This is a genomic window from Pseudomonas sp. NEEL19, assembly GCF_028751975.1.
In the GTDB taxonomy this organism is placed as follows: Bacteria; Pseudomonadota; Gammaproteobacteria; order Pseudomonadales; family Pseudomonadaceae; genus Aquipseudomonas; species Aquipseudomonas juntendi.
In genome coordinates this window covers 3,300,246-3,320,645 of record NZ_CP081491.1, presented here as the reverse complement: position 1 = coordinate 3,320,645, position 20,400 = coordinate 3,300,246, and the positions used below count along the sequence as shown (strand labels likewise).

Annotated in this window: 18 protein-coding genes; 11 read left to right on the top strand and 7 right to left on the bottom strand. The window is 52.1% G+C overall.

The genetic code is table 11. The annotated features are described in order from the left end of the window. Positions 1 to 406 precede the first annotated feature (406 nt). From K4A76_RS14760 to K4A76_RS14745, 4 genes are all read left to right on the top strand, one after another. Positions 407 to 2,128, top strand: a complete 1,722-nt coding sequence (locus K4A76_RS14760; protein WP_274410582.1) for a DUF6119 family protein — start codon at positions 407 to 409, stop codon at positions 2,126 to 2,128. A 119-nt stretch (positions 2,129 to 2,247) separates the two neighbouring features. After that, positions 2,248 to 3,519: a GAF domain-containing protein gene (locus K4A76_RS14755; RefSeq protein ID WP_274410581.1), complete on the top strand. Its 1,272-nt coding sequence runs from the start codon at positions 2,248 to 2,250 to the stop codon at positions 3,517 to 3,519. A 22-nt stretch (positions 3,520 to 3,541) separates the two neighbouring features. Continuing rightward, positions 3,542 to 3,715, top strand: coding sequence for a hypothetical protein (locus K4A76_RS14750; RefSeq protein WP_162882948.1), 174 nt, complete (start codon positions 3,542 to 3,544; stop codon positions 3,713 to 3,715). Between the two features lie 1,223 nt (positions 3,716 to 4,938). Then, on the top strand, positions 4,939 to 5,322 hold the full coding sequence (locus K4A76_RS14745; RefSeq protein WP_274412301.1) for a hypothetical protein: 384 nt from the start codon (positions 4,939 to 4,941) through the stop codon (positions 5,320 to 5,322). Between the two features lie 272 nt (positions 5,323 to 5,594). Here K4A76_RS14745 and K4A76_RS14740 read toward each other — a convergent pair whose 3' ends face one another. Further along, complete coding sequence (locus K4A76_RS14740) at positions 5,595 to 6,086, bottom strand: helix-turn-helix domain-containing protein (RefSeq protein ID WP_274410580.1); 492 nt, start codon at positions 6,084 to 6,086, stop codon at positions 5,595 to 5,597. A 279-nt stretch (positions 6,087 to 6,365) separates the two neighbouring features. Between K4A76_RS14740 and K4A76_RS14735 the strand changes: the two genes are divergently transcribed. From K4A76_RS14735 to K4A76_RS14725, 3 genes are all read left to right on the top strand, one after another. Beyond that, positions 6,366 to 7,097, top strand: a complete 732-nt coding sequence (locus tag K4A76_RS14735; RefSeq protein ID WP_274410579.1) for a metallophosphoesterase — start codon at positions 6,366 to 6,368, stop codon at positions 7,095 to 7,097. A gap of 824 nt (positions 7,098 to 7,921) precedes the next feature. Then, positions 7,922 to 8,284 carry a hypothetical protein gene (locus tag K4A76_RS14730; RefSeq protein ID WP_443218402.1) on the top strand — a complete coding sequence of 121 codons (363 nt, stop codon included), beginning with the start codon at positions 7,922 to 7,924 and terminating at the stop codon, positions 8,282 to 8,284. A gap of 43 nt (positions 8,285 to 8,327) precedes the next feature. Beyond that, positions 8,328 to 8,963: an HAD family hydrolase gene (locus tag K4A76_RS14725; RefSeq protein ID WP_274410578.1), complete on the top strand. Its 636-nt coding sequence runs from the start codon at positions 8,328 to 8,330 to the stop codon at positions 8,961 to 8,963. A gap of 47 nt (positions 8,964 to 9,010) precedes the next feature. Here K4A76_RS14725 and K4A76_RS14720 read toward each other — a convergent pair whose 3' ends face one another. The 3 genes from K4A76_RS14720 to K4A76_RS14710 all read right to left on the bottom strand — a co-directional run bounded on the left by K4A76_RS14720 (position 9,011) and on the right by K4A76_RS14710 (position 13,684). Continuing rightward, on the bottom strand, positions 9,011 to 11,242 hold the full coding sequence (locus tag K4A76_RS14720) for a restriction endonuclease (protein WP_274410577.1): 2,232 nt from the start codon (positions 11,240 to 11,242) through the stop codon (positions 9,011 to 9,013). A 197-nt stretch (positions 11,243 to 11,439) separates the two neighbouring features. Further along, positions 11,440 to 12,147 carry a hypothetical protein gene (locus K4A76_RS14715; RefSeq protein WP_274410576.1) on the bottom strand — a complete coding sequence of 236 codons (708 nt, stop codon included), beginning with the start codon at positions 12,145 to 12,147 and terminating at the stop codon, positions 11,440 to 11,442. A 763-nt stretch (positions 12,148 to 12,910) separates the two neighbouring features. After that, positions 12,911 to 13,684 (bottom strand): hypothetical protein, encoded by a 774-nt coding sequence (locus tag K4A76_RS14710; protein WP_274410575.1) that lies wholly within the window; start codon positions 13,682 to 13,684, stop codon positions 12,911 to 12,913. Positions 13,685 to 14,619: 935 nt separating this feature from the next. Between K4A76_RS14710 and K4A76_RS14705 the strand changes: the two genes are divergently transcribed. Next, the gene (locus K4A76_RS14705) at positions 14,620 to 15,486 is read left to right on the top strand and encodes a hypothetical protein (protein WP_274410574.1); all 867 of its coding nucleotides are present in this window, start codon (positions 14,620 to 14,622) and stop codon (positions 15,484 to 15,486) included. A gap of 537 nt (positions 15,487 to 16,023) precedes the next feature. Here K4A76_RS14705 and K4A76_RS14700 read toward each other — a convergent pair. Both K4A76_RS14700 and K4A76_RS14695 read right to left on the bottom strand, forming a co-directional pair. After that, positions 16,024 to 16,332 (bottom strand): amidohydrolase family protein, encoded by a 309-nt coding sequence (locus K4A76_RS14700; RefSeq protein ID WP_274410573.1) that lies wholly within the window; start codon positions 16,330 to 16,332, stop codon positions 16,024 to 16,026. Continuing rightward, positions 16,326 to 16,655: an amidohydrolase family protein gene (locus K4A76_RS14695; RefSeq protein WP_274410572.1), complete on the bottom strand. Its 330-nt coding sequence runs from the start codon at positions 16,653 to 16,655 to the stop codon at positions 16,326 to 16,328. The genes K4A76_RS14700 and K4A76_RS14695 overlap by 7 nt, the downstream gene beginning before the upstream one ends. A 461-nt stretch (positions 16,656 to 17,116) precedes the next feature. On the opposite strand from K4A76_RS14695, the gene K4A76_RS14690 reads away from it, so the two are divergent. From K4A76_RS14690 to K4A76_RS14680, 3 genes are all read left to right on the top strand, one after another. After that, the gene (locus tag K4A76_RS14690) at positions 17,117 to 17,623 is read left to right on the top strand and encodes a hypothetical protein (RefSeq protein ID WP_274410571.1); all 507 of its coding nucleotides are present in this window, start codon (positions 17,117 to 17,119) and stop codon (positions 17,621 to 17,623) included. 175 nt (positions 17,624 to 17,798) lie between these two features. Continuing rightward, complete coding sequence (locus tag K4A76_RS14685) at positions 17,799 to 18,164, top strand: histone-like nucleoid-structuring protein, MvaT/MvaU family (RefSeq protein ID WP_274410570.1); 366 nt, start codon at positions 17,799 to 17,801, stop codon at positions 18,162 to 18,164. A gap of 361 nt (positions 18,165 to 18,525) precedes the next feature. After that, positions 18,526 to 18,717, top strand: a complete 192-nt coding sequence (locus K4A76_RS14680) for an MbcA/ParS/Xre antitoxin family protein (protein WP_274410569.1) — start codon at positions 18,526 to 18,528, stop codon at positions 18,715 to 18,717. 591 nt (positions 18,718 to 19,308) lie between these two features. Here K4A76_RS14680 and K4A76_RS14675 read toward each other — a convergent pair. Continuing rightward, positions 19,309 to 20,346, bottom strand: coding sequence for a hypothetical protein (locus tag K4A76_RS14675; protein ID WP_274410568.1), 1,038 nt, complete (start codon positions 20,344 to 20,346; stop codon positions 19,309 to 19,311). Positions 20,347 to 20,400 lie beyond the last annotated feature (54 nt).

Genomic DNA, 20,400 nt, shown 5'->3' with positions numbered 1-20,400 from the left:
ACCGACTTTCCTCCCTGACCAAGCCGGAAGCTCCTTACGCTTCCCCGCCCTAAAGGCATTACGCAGTCCATTGTTGCTTTGGTATCTGCACCATCGATCTCCCAAATTAATCGACAATTGACAGCTCAATGAGGCGTCAATAAACCGTCAGTCAGCGCACCATCCTGATCGCTACCCCAGGGCTACCCCCGCACTGCTACCCGTAGCCCCGTCTCGCAGATATCTTCTCGGCCCATTTGTTCGTCCTGGAAAAAATGCGGTTTCTGACCCATATTCATACTGGCCCTTTGCCGGCTTCGCCCGTGCCCGTGGCTAGATCGTGCGTAAATCTGGGCCAAGCTGAAAGCCCTGGCTCAGGCCGCCAACCAAAACCAACCCGAGCCCATATCACCAAGGGAGTGCTGCCTTGCCCAAGCTGGAAAAAGTAAGGACGCTTTCCATACGGCTACTGCGTAGTGAGTGCGCAGCCGACGAGGCTCTCAAGGAGGAGTACGTATCAGGAGGGCGTCGCAATCGACTTACGCGAAGCGCTTGGCCAGGTATCGAAGGCGCGGAGTTATTGGTGGGCCAGATCTTCACCAGTAGGCCAGGCTGGATTTCCTTCGTAGAAGAGCAAGCAGGCACGCAGCCAGATAACCTCATTGCCAGCGGCGCTGGTGGCGTGTTGTTCCTGCCAGTGGATGACCGGATCTTTGCGGTCTGCTTTGGGCACATCCACATAGCACTGGAAGACGAGGCGTTTGAACGCCAGTTCGGCCTCAAGGTCACGCTGAATTCGGTACCGCGCGATGGGTTGCGCACGCTTGATCTGGCAACCCCTGACGCCGTGACGTTCCAGAAGCGTGTACAGGCCAGCAAAGACAGCGACGTCCAAGACTTCGGGGTCGACGTGCTGAGGGATCTTGCCCGCGTCGCTGGTGGTACTCCTAGCGAAGCGAGCTTTGCAAAATTCGTTGCCGGGCGTGACAGCCTCTCTATTACCTGCAAGCTCGCGTCTGAAGATTTGCTCAGTAAATGCGAGCAGATCATGCAGGTCTATCGCAGCAACACCTATAAGCAGCGCTTCCCCTGGATCGACAACATGCAGGTCGTCCGGGATAGGGCCACCCTGAGCGCCCTTGATCGAAAGCTTTTCGCCGCGATAACGGCATTGCGTGGTGGCGGCGAGAGCGAGCTTCACATGGCACCACCTGAGATCGTGGATTATCAGGAGGGGTGCCTGTTGCACTACAACGGTTTCGGCAGCAGCGGGACTGATTTTCACAGTCTTTCGATCGAGGACTACGTGGCTGAGCTTGATCGCTGCGGCTTCCACGGCACCATCGATGACATCCGAGACCGCCATTACATCAAGGCCAAGGCTCCAGATTCTGAGGTCTTCAAAGTCCAGTGGCGCGTCTACCATTGCTTCACGTTTGAGACGAGCATCCGCACTGACGGAGTCAGCAACAGCTACGTCTTGTTCTCGGGGCAATGGTACTGCGTCGAGCGCAATTTCAAACGGCAGGTGGAGGCTCGTTACCAGGCTATCCCGAGGGTGACCATTATCGGGCCGACGCACTGCCGAAATGAGCGAGAGCTCATCGCTCACCTAGAGGATAGCCGGGCTGACCTGCTGTGCCTGGATCAGGTGAAGATCAACCCGCTAGGGGTTCGCTATGCCAACATTGAGCCCTGTGACTTCCTATCGAATGCGAGGCAGTTCATTCATTTGAAGGACGGGCATTCGTCAGGCCCCATCAGCCATCTATGGTCGCAAGGCGTTGTCAGTGCGGAATCGCTGGTGAGTGATGCGGATTTCCGCAAGAAGCTGCGTAAAGTCGTGAGCACTCGTAGAAGCGCGGCCCTGGCTCTGCTGCCTGCCATCAATGGCCGCGTGGCACGGGCTGATTACACTGTCGTTTATGGCGTGATGCGAAAACCCTACAGAAACGGCGACCTGGATCTTCCCTTTTTCAGCAAGGTCAGCCTGCAAGCCGCGGTGGATCGAATAGAGCAACTGGACATTCCTGTAGCCCTGGAAATCATTGCGAAACCGGCGCACGAGCACGATGAGCTCGGTGCAGAGGGTGGGGGAGAGGCTGAGGGCACTGAGAACGCGGATGCGGGACTTGGAGAAGAGGAGTAGTCGATACCGGACGCCATCTCTACCCCAGGGTACGCCGATGATGGCAAAATGCAGGTATTGAGCGCGCGGGTCGAATGTCACCAAGGCGCCGTTAGAAGCTATCGACAGGATTTCACTGCATGAGTCATGCACCCAAGGATGGAGAGAGCGAGGCTGGCCCGCCATCCAAATTACGGCATTTCGTATCACAAAAACGTGCGGCTCTCTCGCTGACGCGGTTTCGTGCTCAGCGCAGACACGGTGGGACTGCCCATATAAGTCCTGTTGCGACAGCCGGGGCAACAACCACCAAGCGTAAAGATGGCTATTTTGCAGGCGCGTTGGGCGCTACGGTTGTTGCAATCGTCGGCGTATTTGCTGCGTCCTGCGTATCGATTTATAGCACTGACATCGTCAAACAAGGTGGAACGGTAATAACCGCTATCTGGGGCGATATTCCTCTTCCGAAAAACTGGCAGCTAAAGCTCACCGGGCTACTTATAGTTGCGGCTATGATTGTTGTCTTCCTCCGTGAGAGGGCCTTGGGTGCAGTTGTCACAAGTCGTGCAAAAGAGTTTGAAGATAGAATTTCCACCTTGCCCCCGCAGAGCTTTCTCGATGTATATGGGACGGCCATCAAGGAAGTGGGTGACGTTCGTCGAAATACAAAGATTTTATATCGGGAAGGAAAACTCTCGAAAGAGGCACTAGAACATTCTGTTCGCAGTGTGCTCAAGGTAGTGCTTGGTCTTGCGAAGTTGTGGGATGGCGTGGCGTCTGAAAAGGATACGATGGTTTATCGCGCCAATATCATGATTGTCATTCATCCCGATAGCATGGCCGGCCTCAAGGAGCCTGGCAATCCCTTTGAAACCTTGATCAATGAGAGTCCATTCTTCCTGTATCGGGATAACTTGGCGTCGAGAATAGACTACTCGACTGGCTTATTAATAATCGAAAACTCGGCCTTCACGGCGAGCTCGCTTGTAGCCGCCAGTGAGCCGGATGACATGGTGAAGCCTCTGTGCCTGCCATTTTCAACTCAGGCTGTAAATGCTCAGCCCAACCTTCCCGGTGCGCCGGAGGGGGTGGTGAATCGATCTGCTTCCTACGTGGGCAATACCACCAAAGAGATGAAGCACTGGCTGGATGGCTTGGCAACCGCGGAGCCGCGCTACCACAATGAGTATGCGAGAGGTATCCGGAATTACTATGAGAATCGGCGCGAAGCTCAGTCGATTCTTTCCATACCGATTGAGTTTGAAGGCGAAGTGATTGCGATGCTTAATATATATCGTAATAAAGATAATATATTCAAAGGCCAGGAGCGGGGCCAACAATTCGTTTCGCTAATGCTACCGATTTGCTATCAGCTGTCAAAAATGCTAAAATTAGCATCAGAGTTGGAATAGTATTGAACTCAGGAGGATTGCAATGAATGCACTTAAACTTGCTAAGGCCCATTTGAATGCCCTTGAGTCTCGCCGCAAATCAGCTTCGGAAATTGAGTCCGAAATGGTTAAGCGTGCGGATGCTATCTTGAAAGGGAAGGAGATAACCCTTCCGTCTGTCAAGATGATCGTTAGAGCTGGTGCGGTCAGCGCATAGCTGTCTTGGGGTTAACTACGCCATGGCTGATAGATCACCCATCTTCACATTCTAATTGCCTATCCGCTACCGATAGTTCACTGTCGGTAGCGTTTTAGTTTCTGCTGCCCTAAGAATACATATATCGCCTATGCGATCGTTCTGATCGTAGTGTCATTAACGTTTCGTGCATGTTCAACCACATCCAGACCAATTACCTTGGGATGGCGCTGGCAATCGCTGGCAATCGCTGGTGATTGGCACTGAGCAAGGCGAGGGATATTAATGGGAAGTGAGGGCGTCTGTTTGCGGTGCCCTACCGGGCCCGCTGTTGTGAATCAAGCCAGGCCGTCAAAGGCCGGTCTTGGCCCTACGGGCTTCCTCCTAACCTCTGCGCGCTCCCCTTGAGTTATGCCATACCTCGTTCGGGAGAGGGGCGTCTAGGCTTGGTCGCGATGACGCGCGCCGTCCCTCTGTTCCCGGTGTGCTGGCACTGCAAGCGAGCGTATCTCAAGGGAGTTGGAGCGTTAAGCGGTTACCCGCTTCCAAATTCTCGAGATGCTCCAGAGTACCTGTAAACCACTTTTTTGACTCGTAAACCCACGAGGTTTACACGATAGAAATTTGGTTAACAGTTCCATGCTGTCGCGGGGTGTCTCATTCCTCAGCCGGCAGTGAGCGCTTCTGCAGAAAGCTCACCGTGGAGCGGTTGATACTCAGCTGTCGTGCCGTCTTCGATTGACTCAAACCAGATACTTTGCATTGCAGCACGTTCTTGAGTTTCGAAACGTTGACTGGTCGCGCAGCGGGTTGCCCGTTGATAGCCTGGAGCCCGAGCTCCAGCCGGAAGGAACCAGCCACGAAGTACCTCAAAGCCTTTGAGTACAGATGTGCGTTTGGCCGGCCACCATGAGCGCGGGGAACCCAAGACCGGAGACAAGGAAAGGGGGGAAGCGTTGACGGCTGGCGTAGCAGTCGATGACAAGGCGAAGAACGTCATTCGCTTTACATGAACTGATCAGCGCGAGCTGAAATGGCTGGCAGCCTGTACCTATCGCACTGCGCGGTCTCTAGATTGGAGGTTTTGAGGTAGGCTGTTGGCTTGCACTATAAGCCCGTTGCATTGGAGCGGTTCCCCTCCTTTTGGGCATATCAACACGTTAGAGCGCACCAATGTCCAAGGAAATGGAATCTACATGCATGAAGCACCGGAAATGGTTGAGAGCCTAAGCATGGGAGCGGAAATGATTGATACCGCAGTAGTCGAGTACCACGGCAAGCGCCATTCTGACTTTGATCTTCAACGTATCCTTAAGGCGAAATGCCAAGGCTTCAAAAAGCCTGTCACGGCCTATCTCACAGGAGTGATCATCCAGGCACGGGCTGCCGTTGGAGTGGTGTACGGACATGTGAGACAGGACTCGCTGGGTCGTTTTGCGGATTGCCACATCATTCGCACGTCTGATGTGCTGGACGTATCAAAGGAGGGGAGATTTTGGGTGCTAAGGACTGAAAACAGCCGGTACGTGATCGCCACATTTCGTTCGGACGGCGGGCGTCAGAGTCTGCGGGATTTTCAACGCCTGGCGGTTAAGCTGACTTACCTCACCGCCAATCATTTGCATTGAAACGGAGCGCCCATGGCTGATCTCCGCTATTCAATACTTCGGCATTCATGTGCCTTGAGCAAGGACGAAGAGCTTAAGGATTAGTGGGTGCTTGCTTCGTGAAGGCTCCAATTATCCTGGCCTACCTGAACTGTGTGGATCCGCGTAGCGCGCCGTTTTCACCAAGGCGCGCAGCGTGGCTTCAATTGCTTTACGCCTCGCTTGGCTTGGTTTCGACCAGGTGGGAGCACGATAAAAATTTGGTTAACAGCTCAGTACTGTCGGGTGGTGACTCATTCCTCAGCCGGCAGTGAGCGCTTCCACAGAAAACTCACCGTGGAGCGGCTGATACCCAGCTGCCGTGCCGTCTCAGATTGGCTCAAGCCTGATGCTTTGCATTGCAGCACATTTTTGAGTTTCACAACGTTGACTGGTCGTGCAGCCGGTCGCTTCAAGACGCCAATCCCGTCAAGCTGCTCCGCGATATCCGCAGCGCTAATCCGTCCTTCCAAAGCTTCAAGCTCGGCTGCGGCTTGAGCGAGCAAACTCGCGCTGGGGACATTGTCCCGGGTCGCAATAACGAGGGACAGCAGTGCAACCGGGCTAACCCCGAGCGCATCGGCAAGCTCCGAGAACTTGTCCAAGGTCGGTGTGCTCTGGGCATTCTCTATCTTGGCTACGTAGGTGCGGGATGTTGCGTGAGCCAAACCTTCCTGAGTCAGGCCAAGGCTGCTTCGAACTGCTCGTATGACTGCTGCCAGCGCAGGCCTCGTCGACTTCAGCAACGCGATATCCTCAAAAATAGAGGATGTAGCCACGCCGAGGTGTACAGTTACACAGCCTATGATGTATAAAACTGTTCAGTGTGTTGACCCCTGACCGTCATTGACGTTCCGAGCCGCGCTGTGTTGAGCGTTATGAGACCACGTCGACTGACGCCCCTGGGGCGCTCATCTCCTCCGGTGCGCCAGAGGTGGGGCGGATGACCATCTGCAATTAACAGCAAAATCGCACCGCAGTAGTCGCTACCACGAAGTGGCCGCCAGTTCTATGGAGGTTGGTATTTGAGAATTCGGATTTACTCTGACTTGCACAGAGAGTTCCACAGCTTCGACCCGCCACCCCTCGACCCGGGCGTGGGCTTGGTGATCCTTGGCGGTGATATCGACAAGAAGGGTCGCGGCGTGAAGTGGGCCAATGAGGCTTTCGCTTGCCCAGTCGCATATGTCTGTGGAAATCACGAATTCTATGATGGCCACATCGACCGTACGCTTCAAAAAATGAGGGGCGCTGCGCTCAGTCACGTTCACGTCTTAGAAAACGAGACGATGATCATTAACGGCGTTCGGATCTTGGGGACGACCGCGTGGACAGATTTCACGAGTAGCGGTGACCTGGTAGCGGCCTGCAGCATGGCCAAAGAGTGTATGAACGACTTCAGATACATCCGTGTAGACGATTACAGGCGACTCAGGCCTCACGATCTCATGGGGCGCAATCATGTTGCAAAGGCTTGGCTGATCGATCAGCTTGACCAAGAATTTGAAGGCAAAACGATCGTCGTCACCCACCATGCTCCAGCGTCATTCGTGGCTGGGCTGAAGGATGAGGGGCACCTGAACGCTGCCTACACCAATGAGTGGTCGGCGCTGATTGAGAAAGCTGATGTGTGGGTGTTTGGCCATACGCATCACAGCGTCGATGTTGAGCTGGCAGGATGCAGGGTGATCTCCAACCCGAAAGGCTATCCCGGTGAAAATACGCGTTTTGACCCATTCTTTGAGATCGAGATTTGAAATTTGGAATTCCGTGCAAGGTTTGCGCAGTTGACCGCTGGACGAGCTCGCCGGGGACGAACGCGATGGGCATTTAGCGCGACGGATCACGACCGTTTGCCTTGCTTGTCGACCGGGCGATCTGATGCTCTCACGAGTTCGGGGACGACACGGAGCGTGAGTTTAGGTCGCTACTGAGTCTGTACAGACATCCGGCAGTAGCTGCCTATCGGCTCAGGAAGATCTATTGAAATTGTTTGAGGAAAGGTGAGTAGCGTGAGTGCGTGTGAATTGATCGAACTTCCATTGCAGGTCGTCCAGGCAACAAGTGTTGACTGGGGCGTCACGGTTGACGCGTATCTGGCTAATGCAGCGCGAATCGGTGACCGGCTCACCGCCATGGTTTACTGCGACTTGTCTCGCGTGAACAGCAATGGCATGACCGTTGTAACCCCTTCGGTTCGGTCTGTCCGTCAGGTCGACGGATTCACTCTTGTCCGCAGTCTGACCGGTTTTGACCATTACGTGATTGTGTCAGAGCTACCCGTAATAACTGACGCGTAACGCTCTCATCTCATACTTTTCTGCCGCACTGGGCGTGAGTTTACGAATCCGGTTGGCTGAACCGCTTACCTATGCCTGATGACTTGCTACGCCTGCTCAGCAGCCTGCAACGCTTCTTGGAATATACTGTGATGATTAAGGAAAGATATGTCTGATCTGAAAAAAAGACGCTCATTGTCAAAAATTACAACGTTAAAGCTAGGGGTGATTCGGATGCGCTCTACGATCAAGTCAGGTGCGAGGATGCTGATGGGAATACCTTCCACTTCAAACAAGTTGTGATGGTCGATTACTTGAAGAGGCATGGCGCACTTGTCACTGATAGTCCTCGAACTTGGTATTACAAGCATTTCTCCAAGAAGTCAATTGTTCTTGTTGCTATTGAGAAAGAGAATGGGAAGGTAGAGCATGATCTTGATAATATGCAGCGAATTGTAAAGTCCACTGTCTTGAAAGGTGTCCTGATGGCGTTGGTGGCAGTGCCTGCAGGAGCGGTTATTGGTGTTGCTACATTTGGTTTGGGCTTGCTATTCATTCCGCTTGCTCTTTATTATGCCTATCGGTGCGTATTCACGATTCCAGGAATGTTGCGTCGAAAAACATTGGTAGCAGACCTTGCGACTCATGGTGTTGCTGTTCGTTAGTCGGTAGATTGATTGAGTGCGCTCAGTGCTCATGAGGAGCCAAATGACAACTGCGGTTATTTTCGATGCTTTCGGGACACTCATTGAAATTCAGAATCGTCAGAATCCCTACAAGTGGCTGCTACGGATTGGCTCGCAGCAGGGGCGAGTGACTCTGCCTTCTGACCTGCGTGCCTTGATGGCTCTCAATGGAGGCCTCCGGGAGGCCGCTCATTTATTTGGAATCAAACTCTCATCTGTCCAGTTGATCGAGCTTCAGGATATGCTTGATTGTGAACTCGAATCGATTAGGTGTTTTGACGACGCTATGCCAGCTATCGAGCACCTCCAAGGGTATGGTATCAAAGTCGGGGTGTGTTCTAACTTGGCCGGGCCTTACTGCTCACGAGTCAGAAGTCTTCTCCCTGGGTTGGATGCTTATTCGTTGAGCGCTGAAACAGGCGCCCTCAAGCCTGATCCGAGCATGTACCGGAGCGTTTGCGACATGCTTGATGTTTCACCTGGTGAAAACTTAGACTTTGAACGTGATCATGTGCTGATGATAGGTGACTCCAAAAGGTGCGATCAGTACGGGCCGCGCTCATATGGCATTCAGGGTCATCACCTGGATCGTAAAGGAACAGGGCGTTTCCAGAATCTGATTGAGTTTACAAGTGCCATTGCACAAGGCAGCGTGTGAGCCGGATGAGGCTGATCCATGGCTAGGCTCCGGCCTCCAGACAACTACTAATTTCTGCTAAAAAGATCATCGATGTCTAGCGCTTCCAGCCTGTTTTGCTCAACTCGAGGTGACACGTATTCCTGTTCATCTTCCTCAAAGTATCTTTGCATGCGGAATGGCACGTCATAGGCCTCAACAATTTCATTGATCATCGACCTTGAGGGTGATATGTGCCAGCTGGTGAGCTTGTCATCAATCAGGTTCATGAGAGTTTTGTTTGCCGCTGCTAAGTCCTCACCGTCGCCGAATACAATGCATTCTTCGAACATTTCGTCCAGCGAATCATACATTAAACCTTGAGCCAATTCGGCGAATGGTTCTGTTGCCTCAGTAATCTCATTGACTTCAAGGGAGTTGACTAGATTTCCAAGCGCGGCAAACTCCTTCTCCTTGACACCATGATCTATTATCTGCAGTACAAAGTCGAGCAGCGATGCTGGTGGCACTATTTCGTCTTCAACAGCGTCGGCTAAGGTTTTTAGACAGTGTAAGTAGCCTCTAGAGATTGGCTGGCTCAAAATTACATCAGTGGTTTGCTGAAGTCGTTTTTTGGTTGTCGATTCGTCTAGCTTCGACCACATGTTTTGATATAAGGTTGAAAGATATTCCGGCTGGCTGTCTTCGAAATCTAAAGCTTCTTCGTGCTCAAACAGCGACTTAAATATGGTGAGCATGGTTTTTGAAGAAATCAGCTTATTTTGAGCCAAATCCTTAAGCATGATCAGACAGCTGAGGCTGCGCAGGCAGCAGCAGACTGTTTTGAGCAGCAGGACGTCGTTCGCATAGCGGTGGATCAAGTAATCCCCCACGGATGGGTTGAACAATTTGTAGAAGCGCTGCTCGCCAGACATAACTCGCGTGATTAGGGAGTTAGAGAGATGCCTAACTACAAAGGTGAATTCACGTTTTCCCTTGAAGCCCGCATGCTCAGGCATGCGTAGACCTGTGGCATAAGCCTTGGCTAAATCTTGCTCCAGAATGTTGACATCGTTAAATGCGACCAATAGCACCAAGAATCGGCCAAAGTCATCGAGTTGAGCCTCAAATGGATGTTCCCAAATCTTAGTGGGGTTATCCAAAAGATCAGAAATGTGATCCCAATATGCTTCAACGGGAACCTCGTCCAACCGCTGCGGGTCAGTGATGAACTGTATTATGCGCGGGTTGAAGTTATGGTGGCGAATGACATCATGATACCGCTTTTCAATATAGAACGACTCAACGTAATCTGGCGGCAGGCCTGAGTGCCAGATGTGGTTGTACAGGATGTGGGCCTTGTCGAGATTGGAAAGCGATTGGAGCCTGATTTCCATCTCATTCCGATCGACATGGTTGTGTTCAAAGACGTCGTTCAGAATGCGACCCTGGTTCAGGATGGTAGATCGAGATGTCAGTACAAATTTCTTAGTCGCCCGGTCGCGGTTAATTCGCTTGATAAAATTGACGATCTGGCTGCCTTCATGCCCGGTTAGTGCCTCTAGGTAGTTTTTCCCTAGGAAATCGTCGAAATAGAAAAGCTGCGGCCTATCAGGCACGTAAGCTTGTTCGGCTTCATGCACGTCATGGCTGATGGAAAGAAATTCGAAGCCATTTTTGGCGTAGAGCAAGATAAGCTGCTCTGCGAGCGTGGTTTTCCCGATCCCTGCCTGGCCAGTGATAATGACCGTTCCGAGTTCATTGAGCTTATCTACAGCCCATTCGAAATTGCGGGTTTGGACGAAGATTTTAGACTTCTCAACAATCTCGCTCATCATCGCATCGCTACGGCCCATGATGGCATTGTTGAGCAGGTGAACGAGCACCGTAGCGCTGCTAATCCACAGCTTGAAGTGCCTTTGCTCAACCCCACGATGCCTAGCCAGCAGATCGTTCAGATCCTCCTTGCCGTAGATGCTCACAGGGCAAGAGGCGTCAAGAGCTTTCAACAGCTCCTCTTTGTTCAACCTCGAGAGTGGATGCGAAACCACCAGCACGTAGCGCTCAGGCCCCAGCGCAGCCACCTTGGGCGCTTCCGAAGACCGGAGATGGGCTACAAGTCGAGGGAAGGGCGTAGCGGCCCAGTGCTTGGCCTGAAGGATCCACTCGCCTTCATTGGGACTGAAGTAACGGCCATCCACACCACCATCTCTGCCTGGTTTGAAACGTTCAAAACGAACGCCTTCTTCAGCGCTGATGAGATCAGTGCATAGCACCTCAAATTCTTTGTCGTTGAGGCGCGAAAAATCGTAGTCGTTCACTCGGACATCCACTCCATGACAGAGGGGTACGATAGCACTTAGCTACACCGACTGAGGAGGAGGGGCTGGTGGGCAAACTATTTGAGAACAGCCAGGGACGGGCTCAGAGCCTTTGAGTACAAATGTACTCTTTTGGCTTAAACTCGCAGTGAGGCTGCCGTGGGGAGGGGGTTGAGCGGCGGGGCGAACACTTCTGGTCAAGGCATCCTGAGCCCAGGGTTCCCTAGGAAGCAGATCAGCAAGTCGTCCAGGGCCATGGCTTCCTCATCGCTCAGTTTGAAAGGCTCGTAGCCCTCTATGAAGTACGTACGGGCTATATTTTCGACGTCCAGCATTGCGCTATGAACCTGCTTGCCGGCCTTGAAGTAGACCCTGCTTCGCGAAGAAGGGTGCAGTTCGGCTAGGAGGTTTTCAATGTCCTGATGGGACAAACTGAAAGGCTGCTCGTCAATCTTGAAATTCAGAAAGTCAATTTTCCACCGGAACTGCGTGAAACGGTCGCGACGGGCACTGCAGACTCTGAACGGTCGGAGAAATGCGTTTGCTTCTTTAAATCGCACATAGAGCTCTGGTAGGGAAGGTAGCCCTTTCGTGTCTGCGTGGATGATGCTATTGCGATAGTCTTTGAGCTCTCTCGCCTCAGCCAGGAACTTCGACCAAATTTCGGGGTGTTCAGGGAATTGCGGGTGATCTTTTAGTACGTGACGAATCAAGTCCCCTAGTGATTCCTTCGGCTTTTTTCCCGTCGCGCGCTCAATGTAAGCTTTCACATATTGGTCGAAATTGATGGCTTCTGCTCTCAGGTCATCAATCGTGGGCTCGTAGCTTCCAGGGATATCCTGAAAATGGTTCGAGGGAAGGTATTGACGAGCCCGTCGGAATCGTCGGGTAATCCATTGCAGCATCTTAAGTCCTTATGTTGGTGAGGGGGGCGCAGTAGGCTCCCTGATCAAAGCCGGGGACGCTGGTACTAGGGGGCGTGCGATCGCCATAGCCGGAAACAGCCTTTCAGAGACGTTCCTCGTGCCAATTGGAGAATCTGGTCGTGCAATGCACGTAGGTTGACGACGCGGCTCCGAGACACTCTGAAACTGTTGTTGCTCATCTATGCCTTCTACCCGTTGCGGTTATGCGCCAGGGACGCGGCTGCTCTCGATATTTCATACCACAAACCCTTGAGCTCGGTTCTGCTCCATCTGCAGACTGAAATGAGAGCAAATCAACCGAAGCCACAGCTCCAACGTGATGTTAGGGCGAGGCGCAGACATTTGAGGCGGCGAGAGATCATGATGCGAGATGCTAGACCACACCCAAGATTGCCATTTATCAAGGTAGGGATCTTTGTTGACCCTTTGGCCTTCAGCTTTGGGCTTGATTACCAGGTCGGTGAGAGTCACGCATGGTGCTACACCATCGACGATGGCGGAGGCTTTCCCATAGTCAGGGATGAGGAGACTGCGATCCGCTCGGCTGAGGAAACGTTGTTTGCCGTCCGACCTGATGTGGTTCGTAAGTACACAGACTTGGCCATCAGGCAGCAGGATTATGAACTTGCAATGGCACTGGCGGAGCGTCAGGGATATTGGGAAGCGGTAGCGCACCAGAGGAGGGTGGTAGGGCAGATCGTGCGAGAAGCCCAGTGCATCCTCCAGCCCCTGACGCCGTAGGCTATTTTGCCTGTCTCATGCCTTCAGCGAAGAAAGAGTTGGAGAGGAAGCGATACCAATGTGAAAAGCTCTCCTCAGGCTGCTGAGCGAACACTGGCGATCCATTCACAAAGACCTCTCCGCCGACCATGTACCTCGATACACGTATCGTCAAATGGTCATCTCTTTTACGATACCTGTTGATTTTGCTTCCATCCTCTTGCTCATTGATGAAGTAGAAGACCACCAGTGTGTTTGCCTTGGAGAGCTCCTGTAAGCGCGCGAATGTCGTCTCTTCAGGAATGTGGGTACGGATCACCTCGATGATCACGTTAGGGGAGCTGGAGGTGGGAAAGAACTTGTTGGCATCCCGCCCAGAGAGGTCGGGTTGGATGTACCTATCGTCGTGAAAGCCTACGCGAGCGGTGCTTTCCATGAACCATCGGTAATCTGTCCCAGCCAGGGTGGAAAAGACTACCTGTTCCTGATATCCCCCGTTGTCATCGAAGACGTAGACTGAGATCGAGACACGGTTGATTGTGTCGCTACTCATGTTTTTGTACAGCAAGCTCACGCATTTATCGTGCGTGGGGTCGTTTTCGCCTCTTCCTAGACGCGTGCCGAAGGAGGCCCGGCCAATCCGCCTGAAATGGGGACTGTCGATATTTCTCACTGGAATTACCAGCTCATCTGCTTCGTTCAGCAGCGGTTCCTCACGCATTCTTGGGTACAGCGCCTGACTGAAAATATCCTGAACCTGGTAAACGCGGTTCGAGAATCCACCTCTTGCAGCCATCTGTCATTCCTTGTGGGCAAAATGGCGACCTTAAAGCGTTAAGCCGGGTATCGCCACCCTGATGGTTGTCTGCAGCGCTTGAGCACGCTCCTGCAGCAGTTTGCGACTAAGGTTGGAGGGTGGCCTGGGTTTGACCGTTTGCTGATTACGCATCAATCGGCTTCAGGATCTGGGCGTTCTTCATCGCCATCAGTGGTATCGGTTCGCCTCTCTGACCTTGATAGGAGCTGTGCTGCCATCCACGCGCCGGCGTCCGCAAACTCTTGCACCATCTCTTTGAATTCAAGAGGTGACCCCACTGACCTCAAAACGTAATCGCATTGGCGACGTAATTCGAGAGATGGATCGCCAATGCGATGTGCTCTGCTAAGCGCTAGCGGGCTTTGCCATGTGTTGAATCGCGTCCAGAACGCCAATCGCAGCATTAGCGGTTGCAGCTGGGTTTGGCCCCAACCGGTCAGCAGACGGCTGTTGGACTGCCGTCTGTCCGATAAGCAGGTGGCTTGTGGTTCGGTTAGCCTGTGCCGCTATCGTAGGATCAGATTTCGGCGTGGCCCATGCCCCGGGAGGTCGATGTGAATGACCGCTCTGGACACTGTTACCCCATTGTGCTCCTAGGGTTATCCGCACCGACGGAGAATGAGCGCCGTCGCAAGACACTTTCGAATGATCGGTTCTTTCGCGCCGTGTCTGGATTGCTTTCGATCTATTCAGGGTGTATATGCTGTGGTTTATAACCTGAAGCTGAATTTCGGAGAGTTGATGGCTAGGGTTGGGACGAAGCCCCACTCATTGTTTTTATCTAAAATAGGATTGAATGCCGTTTAAAATGTATGATTAGGTTGTCATGCCGAGGTTGTGAGTTGGTATGGTTTCGGTTTAGAATTACGTATGGTCGCCGGGTGGGGTGATTAAAGTTTAAGGAAAAATAAAATATGGCGCTTCATTTGCTTAGCTCGAGCGATATTCATACCTCCTGTCGTCAGCGAATCGAGTCGTGTGAGCTCTGGTTGCGTAGAATTATTCATGATAAATTCAAGGCTGAATTTGGTGATGATTACATAAATGCAGCCGAGGTGGGCGGTCAGTCAGTATTTTCTAATTCTACAAGGCAGCGCGTTCAAAATTATATTGCTGCAAACCCCGGTCAGTATTCTCGCCCAATTGATACTTTGCTGTTCGACGACCTTGGTGCTGCTGTCGGGAAGTATGATGTGTATCAAAAGTATTTCAAAGAAGTCATGGGTGAAGAGTTTTCAATGGGGGCGCAGCAGATCAGAGATGTAGTGAGGTTGTTGGTGCCTATTCGCAATGCTTTGTCGCATGCTAATGCAGGCACGCTATCGCTGCATGATGCTGAGCGAGCGCTATGCTACTGTAGTGATCTGATTTCCCCAATCAAGAAATATTACTCGAAGATGAATGCTCAAGACAAATTCCCCGCCCCAGTGTTTACTAGGTTTTCTGACTCTCTTGGCACCGTCTGGCATCCGAGTCCACCCAGTGACCACCGTTCGATAACAGAATCGCTATACCTAGGTGACGAAGTCAGGTTCGAAGTGGAAGTTGATTCTACGTTTCTTCCCAGCGAGTATACGGTGACATGGATGGTTTGTAATATTCCGTCAACCCTTGCTGAGAAGGGCGAAGGCACCAGCTTTCGCCTGAAAATGGCTAATCATCATGTAGGTACTAGATTTGCACTGCAGGTGATGCTGAAATCTAATAAGGACTGGCACCGTCTGCATAATATGGATGCTTACTTGACCCTGGATTATGAGGTGCTTCCGGTTCCTCGCTAAGCACTTGGTATGACTGTAAAGTATAAAGCTAGGGCTTTGCTGTGCGACCGCGAGGGACATAGCTGGCATGGGGTTGGGTAAGCGTTTCGCCCAACGCTTGGCTAAACTACTGAGCGATCGCTGCGGGATAACTATCATAGTTTTTACGGAGCGCTCGCGTAGGCCTGAATATGACCTTTTTTCGAGCGAATATTAAAGGCAAAGCTTGTCGCTACAACCCCCTGTAACGAATGGGAGTGGAGCGGGCATGAGCGGGAGTGGCCGGATTTAGGCCTCACGTGAATTAGTTTACTGTTTGAGCGCAAAGGCGATTTTGTAAAGTCTGCCATTTGATTCGCTTCCCGAGCGCGTGAAAAATCATGCTGGTCTGCCCAAAAGCTGCCACCTCAAGCGGCAGCCCTGTGGGGCAGGTGCAACGATTGATGGGCTAGTCGGCGGTATGTTCGCCCTCTTTGGTGAGGGCGAAGGTTGCTTATTTATGAACTGCTGACGAGTGCATGGGCTCCGTAGGCTGCAGCCTTTTCCAAAGCGACAAGGTCAATGCCTAGCAGTCGTCCATTGCGTTTCACCACTTTCCCCCCCGACTACAACAGTATCTACATCAGCTGGAGATGCGGACTGGACGATGGATGCCACGGGATCAATAACCGGGAACATGCCTATATTTTTAGCATTCACCATGATGAGGTCTGCTAGTTTGCCCACGGTGAGTGAACCGATTTCGGCTCCCAGAGCCATCGCGTCAGCCGCGCCTTGTGTGGCCCACCTGAGCACATCGCGAGCTGTCATTGTCTGCTCATTGCCAGTGGTTGCGATCGCTAGATTTAGACACGTCTGCATCAGCATGAATGGATTACCGTGGTGAAACCCGCATGCAATGCCTCCGCCAAGCTTACCTGTACGCTGAGTTCGGTCAGGCTCGGTGTGAAACGTTTGCTGGTGCCTTGCTGAGTGACAAAAAAAGCGGGGCCGCCTGGAATAGGTGCGCTGCTGCGCAGGAGGCTATTCCATAGATGCCAGTGAGTATTGATGAAACCTGGAAGGACTAGCATGCCATCACCCTCCAAGACTTGAGCATCGGCAGGGGCAAGTCCTTTCCCTATGCCACGGATCGTGCCGTTCTCAATCCAGATGTCTGTATTCTTCAAATCCCCTAGCTTAGGATCCATGGTGATGAGCGTCTAATCACGAGCCGGGTTGAAGATGGGGTGCTCACCCCTGAGGCGCATGCAGGAAGCATCAGTCCTGCGCCTATGATTGAGCTGAGCTGGACAAATCTCCGACGGTCTAATTTCATCACCTCTCCTTGGGTCTGGCTGCTTTAGCTTGCACTCGGTAAGGGATTTAAGCGCTAGAGCTTAAGCAAGAACCGTACTGAACCTAGCCGAGAACAGCCAAGGGCTTACGTTCTAAATTCTTCAGGAGGGCGTCTGGACGTAGGAATGGTTTAACCCAAGTCTGGGTTTAGGTGGTTGTGAAGGAAAAAGATGCCCGCTGAGGCGGGCGAGGGTCTATCACGTAGGGATGGTTTCAGCTTACTGACGGGCTGTGAAAATTGGGTGAAAAGCAGGTCTTCACAATGTGAACAGCACGAGGAACCGAACCGGCGCCTGGTGTATAGGAGGCATCATTGAATTCTGTTAGTGAACTTGCCAGGGCTCAAGCCTCCGAATCGCCCCAAACTGAAATTTTAGAAATATTGCGTGAAGCAAAGGTACTAGCTAGGCGGTATTACAAACTCACTGGAAAACCTCTAGGAATCACTGGTGAGGTGGCGGAATATGAAGCAGCGACAAAACTCAACCTGAAACTGCATCCTGCTAGACAGGCAGGCTATGACGCGACTGAGGTTGGCCAGGGCGCAGTAGTCACCATCCAGATCAAAGGGCGATGCGTTGCATGGCCTGGAAAAATCAATGGTCGTTTGGGCGCTATTGATCTTAGGCAAACCTTTGATACTGTACTACTGGTGTTGCTTGACCACGAATTTAACGCATTCGCCATGTACGAAGCCACTCGCGGTAAAGTGGAGGAGGCATTGATGAAGCCGGGATCCAAGGCCCGGAATGAACGAGGGGCTTTGGCAATCCAGCAGTTCATATCTATAAGTAGCTGTCGTTGGTCGCGTGAGGACTAAAAAGCTGATATGCAAGTAGAGGGCTGGTTCCGTGGGGTGCTCGCTAAGGCGTCTTGTCGATCCGCTATGTTGCAATGTGCAACCCCAGGGGCTTAAAAATAGAAAAACCATTGTTTAGTTGGTGTTTAAATGATATATCCTGTATCTCATTATTCACTAGGATTGAGGGTTTCAAATGTCGCGCTTGGCAGAATACCGTAAGCTGGAACAAACCTTGGCAGCTCAGCTGGCAGAGTTGGAGGCTCTTAAGGGCAGTAGTGAATTGCAGCGTGAAATTGCGTTTGAAGAGAAACTCCGTGCCCTGCTGAACGAGTATGGCTTCAGCCTGCGTCACATCATCGACATCTTGGATCCACAGCGCGGCGTTCGTTCCGTATCGCCTGCAGTCGCAGGTAAAGCTCCTCGTCGGGAGCGCCAATTGAAGGTCTACGTCAATCCGAACAGCGGCGAGCGTATTGAGACCAAAGGCGGCAATCACACGGTGCTCAAGCAGTGGAAAGCTGAGTATGGCTCAGACGTGGTTGAGTCCTGGCTTTCTTGATCGCTGCCCCTCGGTCTAATAGCTCGAAGGCCCCGCTCTGCGGGACTTTTCTCTAATGGGCATACGCTAGGCGATGCTGCTGAGCTAAGCTGCCAGAAATCTTGCCATCGGACTGAGGCTCATGAACAAAGATGTGTTTGCCATCCTTGAGCCCGGCGAGCCACTGATGACCAGCGCGCTTGATGCGCTCACGCGCTAGCACGAGGCCAAGGAAGCAGAATGCCATCTGATGAGCTCGATGCGTTGAGGCATCAGGCTGAGCAGCTGTTCCAAGCTGTCTCGGAATACCAGTTGCGAGTGCTTGGGTGCCCATCCGCAATGCTACAGTGATGTCCGAACAGATTGACTCTGGAGGTACAAGGTGGACAAACGCCAGCAGGTACTCAGCCGAGCGGAGAAAGTGTTTGGCGACAAAGGGAGGGCTGCCGCATGGGCTGTCCAGGTTAAGTCTCAGTTCGGCGGGATGTCGGCATTGGAATGCGCTGAAACCGAGGACGGCTATCTCCTCGTGATGGAAACGTTGGCAAAGGTGGAGCATGGATTTGGTGCTTGAGCGTTGTTAGGGCGCTTTGCACATACAGAATTTCAAATTGACGACACAGCCAGTTACCTTGGCAGTCAGCTGATTCATCAAGCAATTTGGTAGCCTCTGGCCAGATCAGAAACCAGAGAATGCGCTGATGATTCAGATTCGAAAGTACACCCCTGATATTGCCTGGAGCGGTGAGCAGATCGCCAAGCGCTATGCGCGGAGGTTGGTCGGGCCAGGCTCCGCCGGCGCATTCATACTTTTGTTTCCCGTCAGCCAGCCATTAGGGCTCCTCCTTGGCCCATTTTTATAAGCATCCTACCTTTTTCTCATCGTCATAGTGAGAGCCGCTCTGGATCGAATGGCTTGGTATCCAAAATCCGGTGAACACACTATTGCGTGAGCATGCTCAACCTTCCTGCGATTTGGTGTCACTTCCATCTGGTGGTTGGAAGGCGCCAATGCGCGAGCTCATTGGCCAGTTGCGCATTTCCCTAGCAATGCCTCCCCTCACAGCGATTATTCCTTTAAGGCCTCTCTGGAAGCGGGTCTGAAGATGACTTGGTTCGGCGCTTAAGGTTGAACTGTGCGGGGGGCGGCAGGTAACTGCCGTCCTTACCGTGGCCCGACATACCCAGGTTCAAGCGTGTAATGCAGCTCTCCGAGGCTCGCGCTGCCGCTGGCTACCAACTGAGCAATTGGGCCCTCATGCAGTGCCTCAATGAATTTCCCCTTGTTCAGCCAGAACTCGGTTTTTGTGAATACGGCTTCTAAGTCAGCAGGGATATCCATACGATCTCTGCCCGAAAAATCGCACAGATTGTTGTAGTACTCCAAGGTAAAGCGGAGTGCAGCCAAAGTTTCTAAGGTGCTTGTTCCAAAAGTCGGGGCGTCGGAGTCGTCGTCATATCGCACATGCACTCCTTGCTCTCTCATGGTCATGTATATTTTTTTGATGTTTAGTTTTCTTGCTGCGTGATATATGTCAGTGCTTGCAGCCAGATAAAAGCTGAATGAGTTATTGTTGCTGCCGTCCAGTACGCCGCTTAAAAGATTAGCGGCGCTGAGTATAAATCTTTCAGTTTGTTCAAAGGCATGCTTATGTGCGGCGGGCGTGCCGTCTTCAGGTGTGCCAATAAAAAATCTTTTATGGATCACTGGATGGGTTTTGTAGCTGAAGGTATATTGATTGAAATATTTTGTGTCGTCTATTTCTTTGAAGTATTCGAACATGGCTTTTCGATGCGCATAGTAAGCGTCTAAGTTGTTCTTGGTTCGGCTTAGCACGATTTGTCTGGCAGATTGCTGGGTCGAGTGAAAGCGCGCAACCAAAGCGGCTAATGGCAGTGACATTGACATGAGCGCCAGAGGAAGGAGACTTATCTCAGCAAACTTTTTATACCCTTCGGGTGTGAGGCTTACCTCATAACCTGACCAAGTCCATAAGCCGAATGCGAAACCTAGGCTCAAGGGAATGCCGATGGCTAACCACAGCAAACCTTGCTTGATCAATCCATGCTCGGTATTGAGCTCAAAGACAGAGCGTGCTTTGGTATTTAAGTCATGACCCTCGCCGAGTTTTCTGATGACTAGCCAGAAGGTGGTCAATGTGGGACATAGTATCGTCGCAGCCAGCAGCGCTAGATCAAGCATTCTGAAATCCTGTAGCGATTACCGGATGTACCGGTGAGGGTAATTGATGCTCGC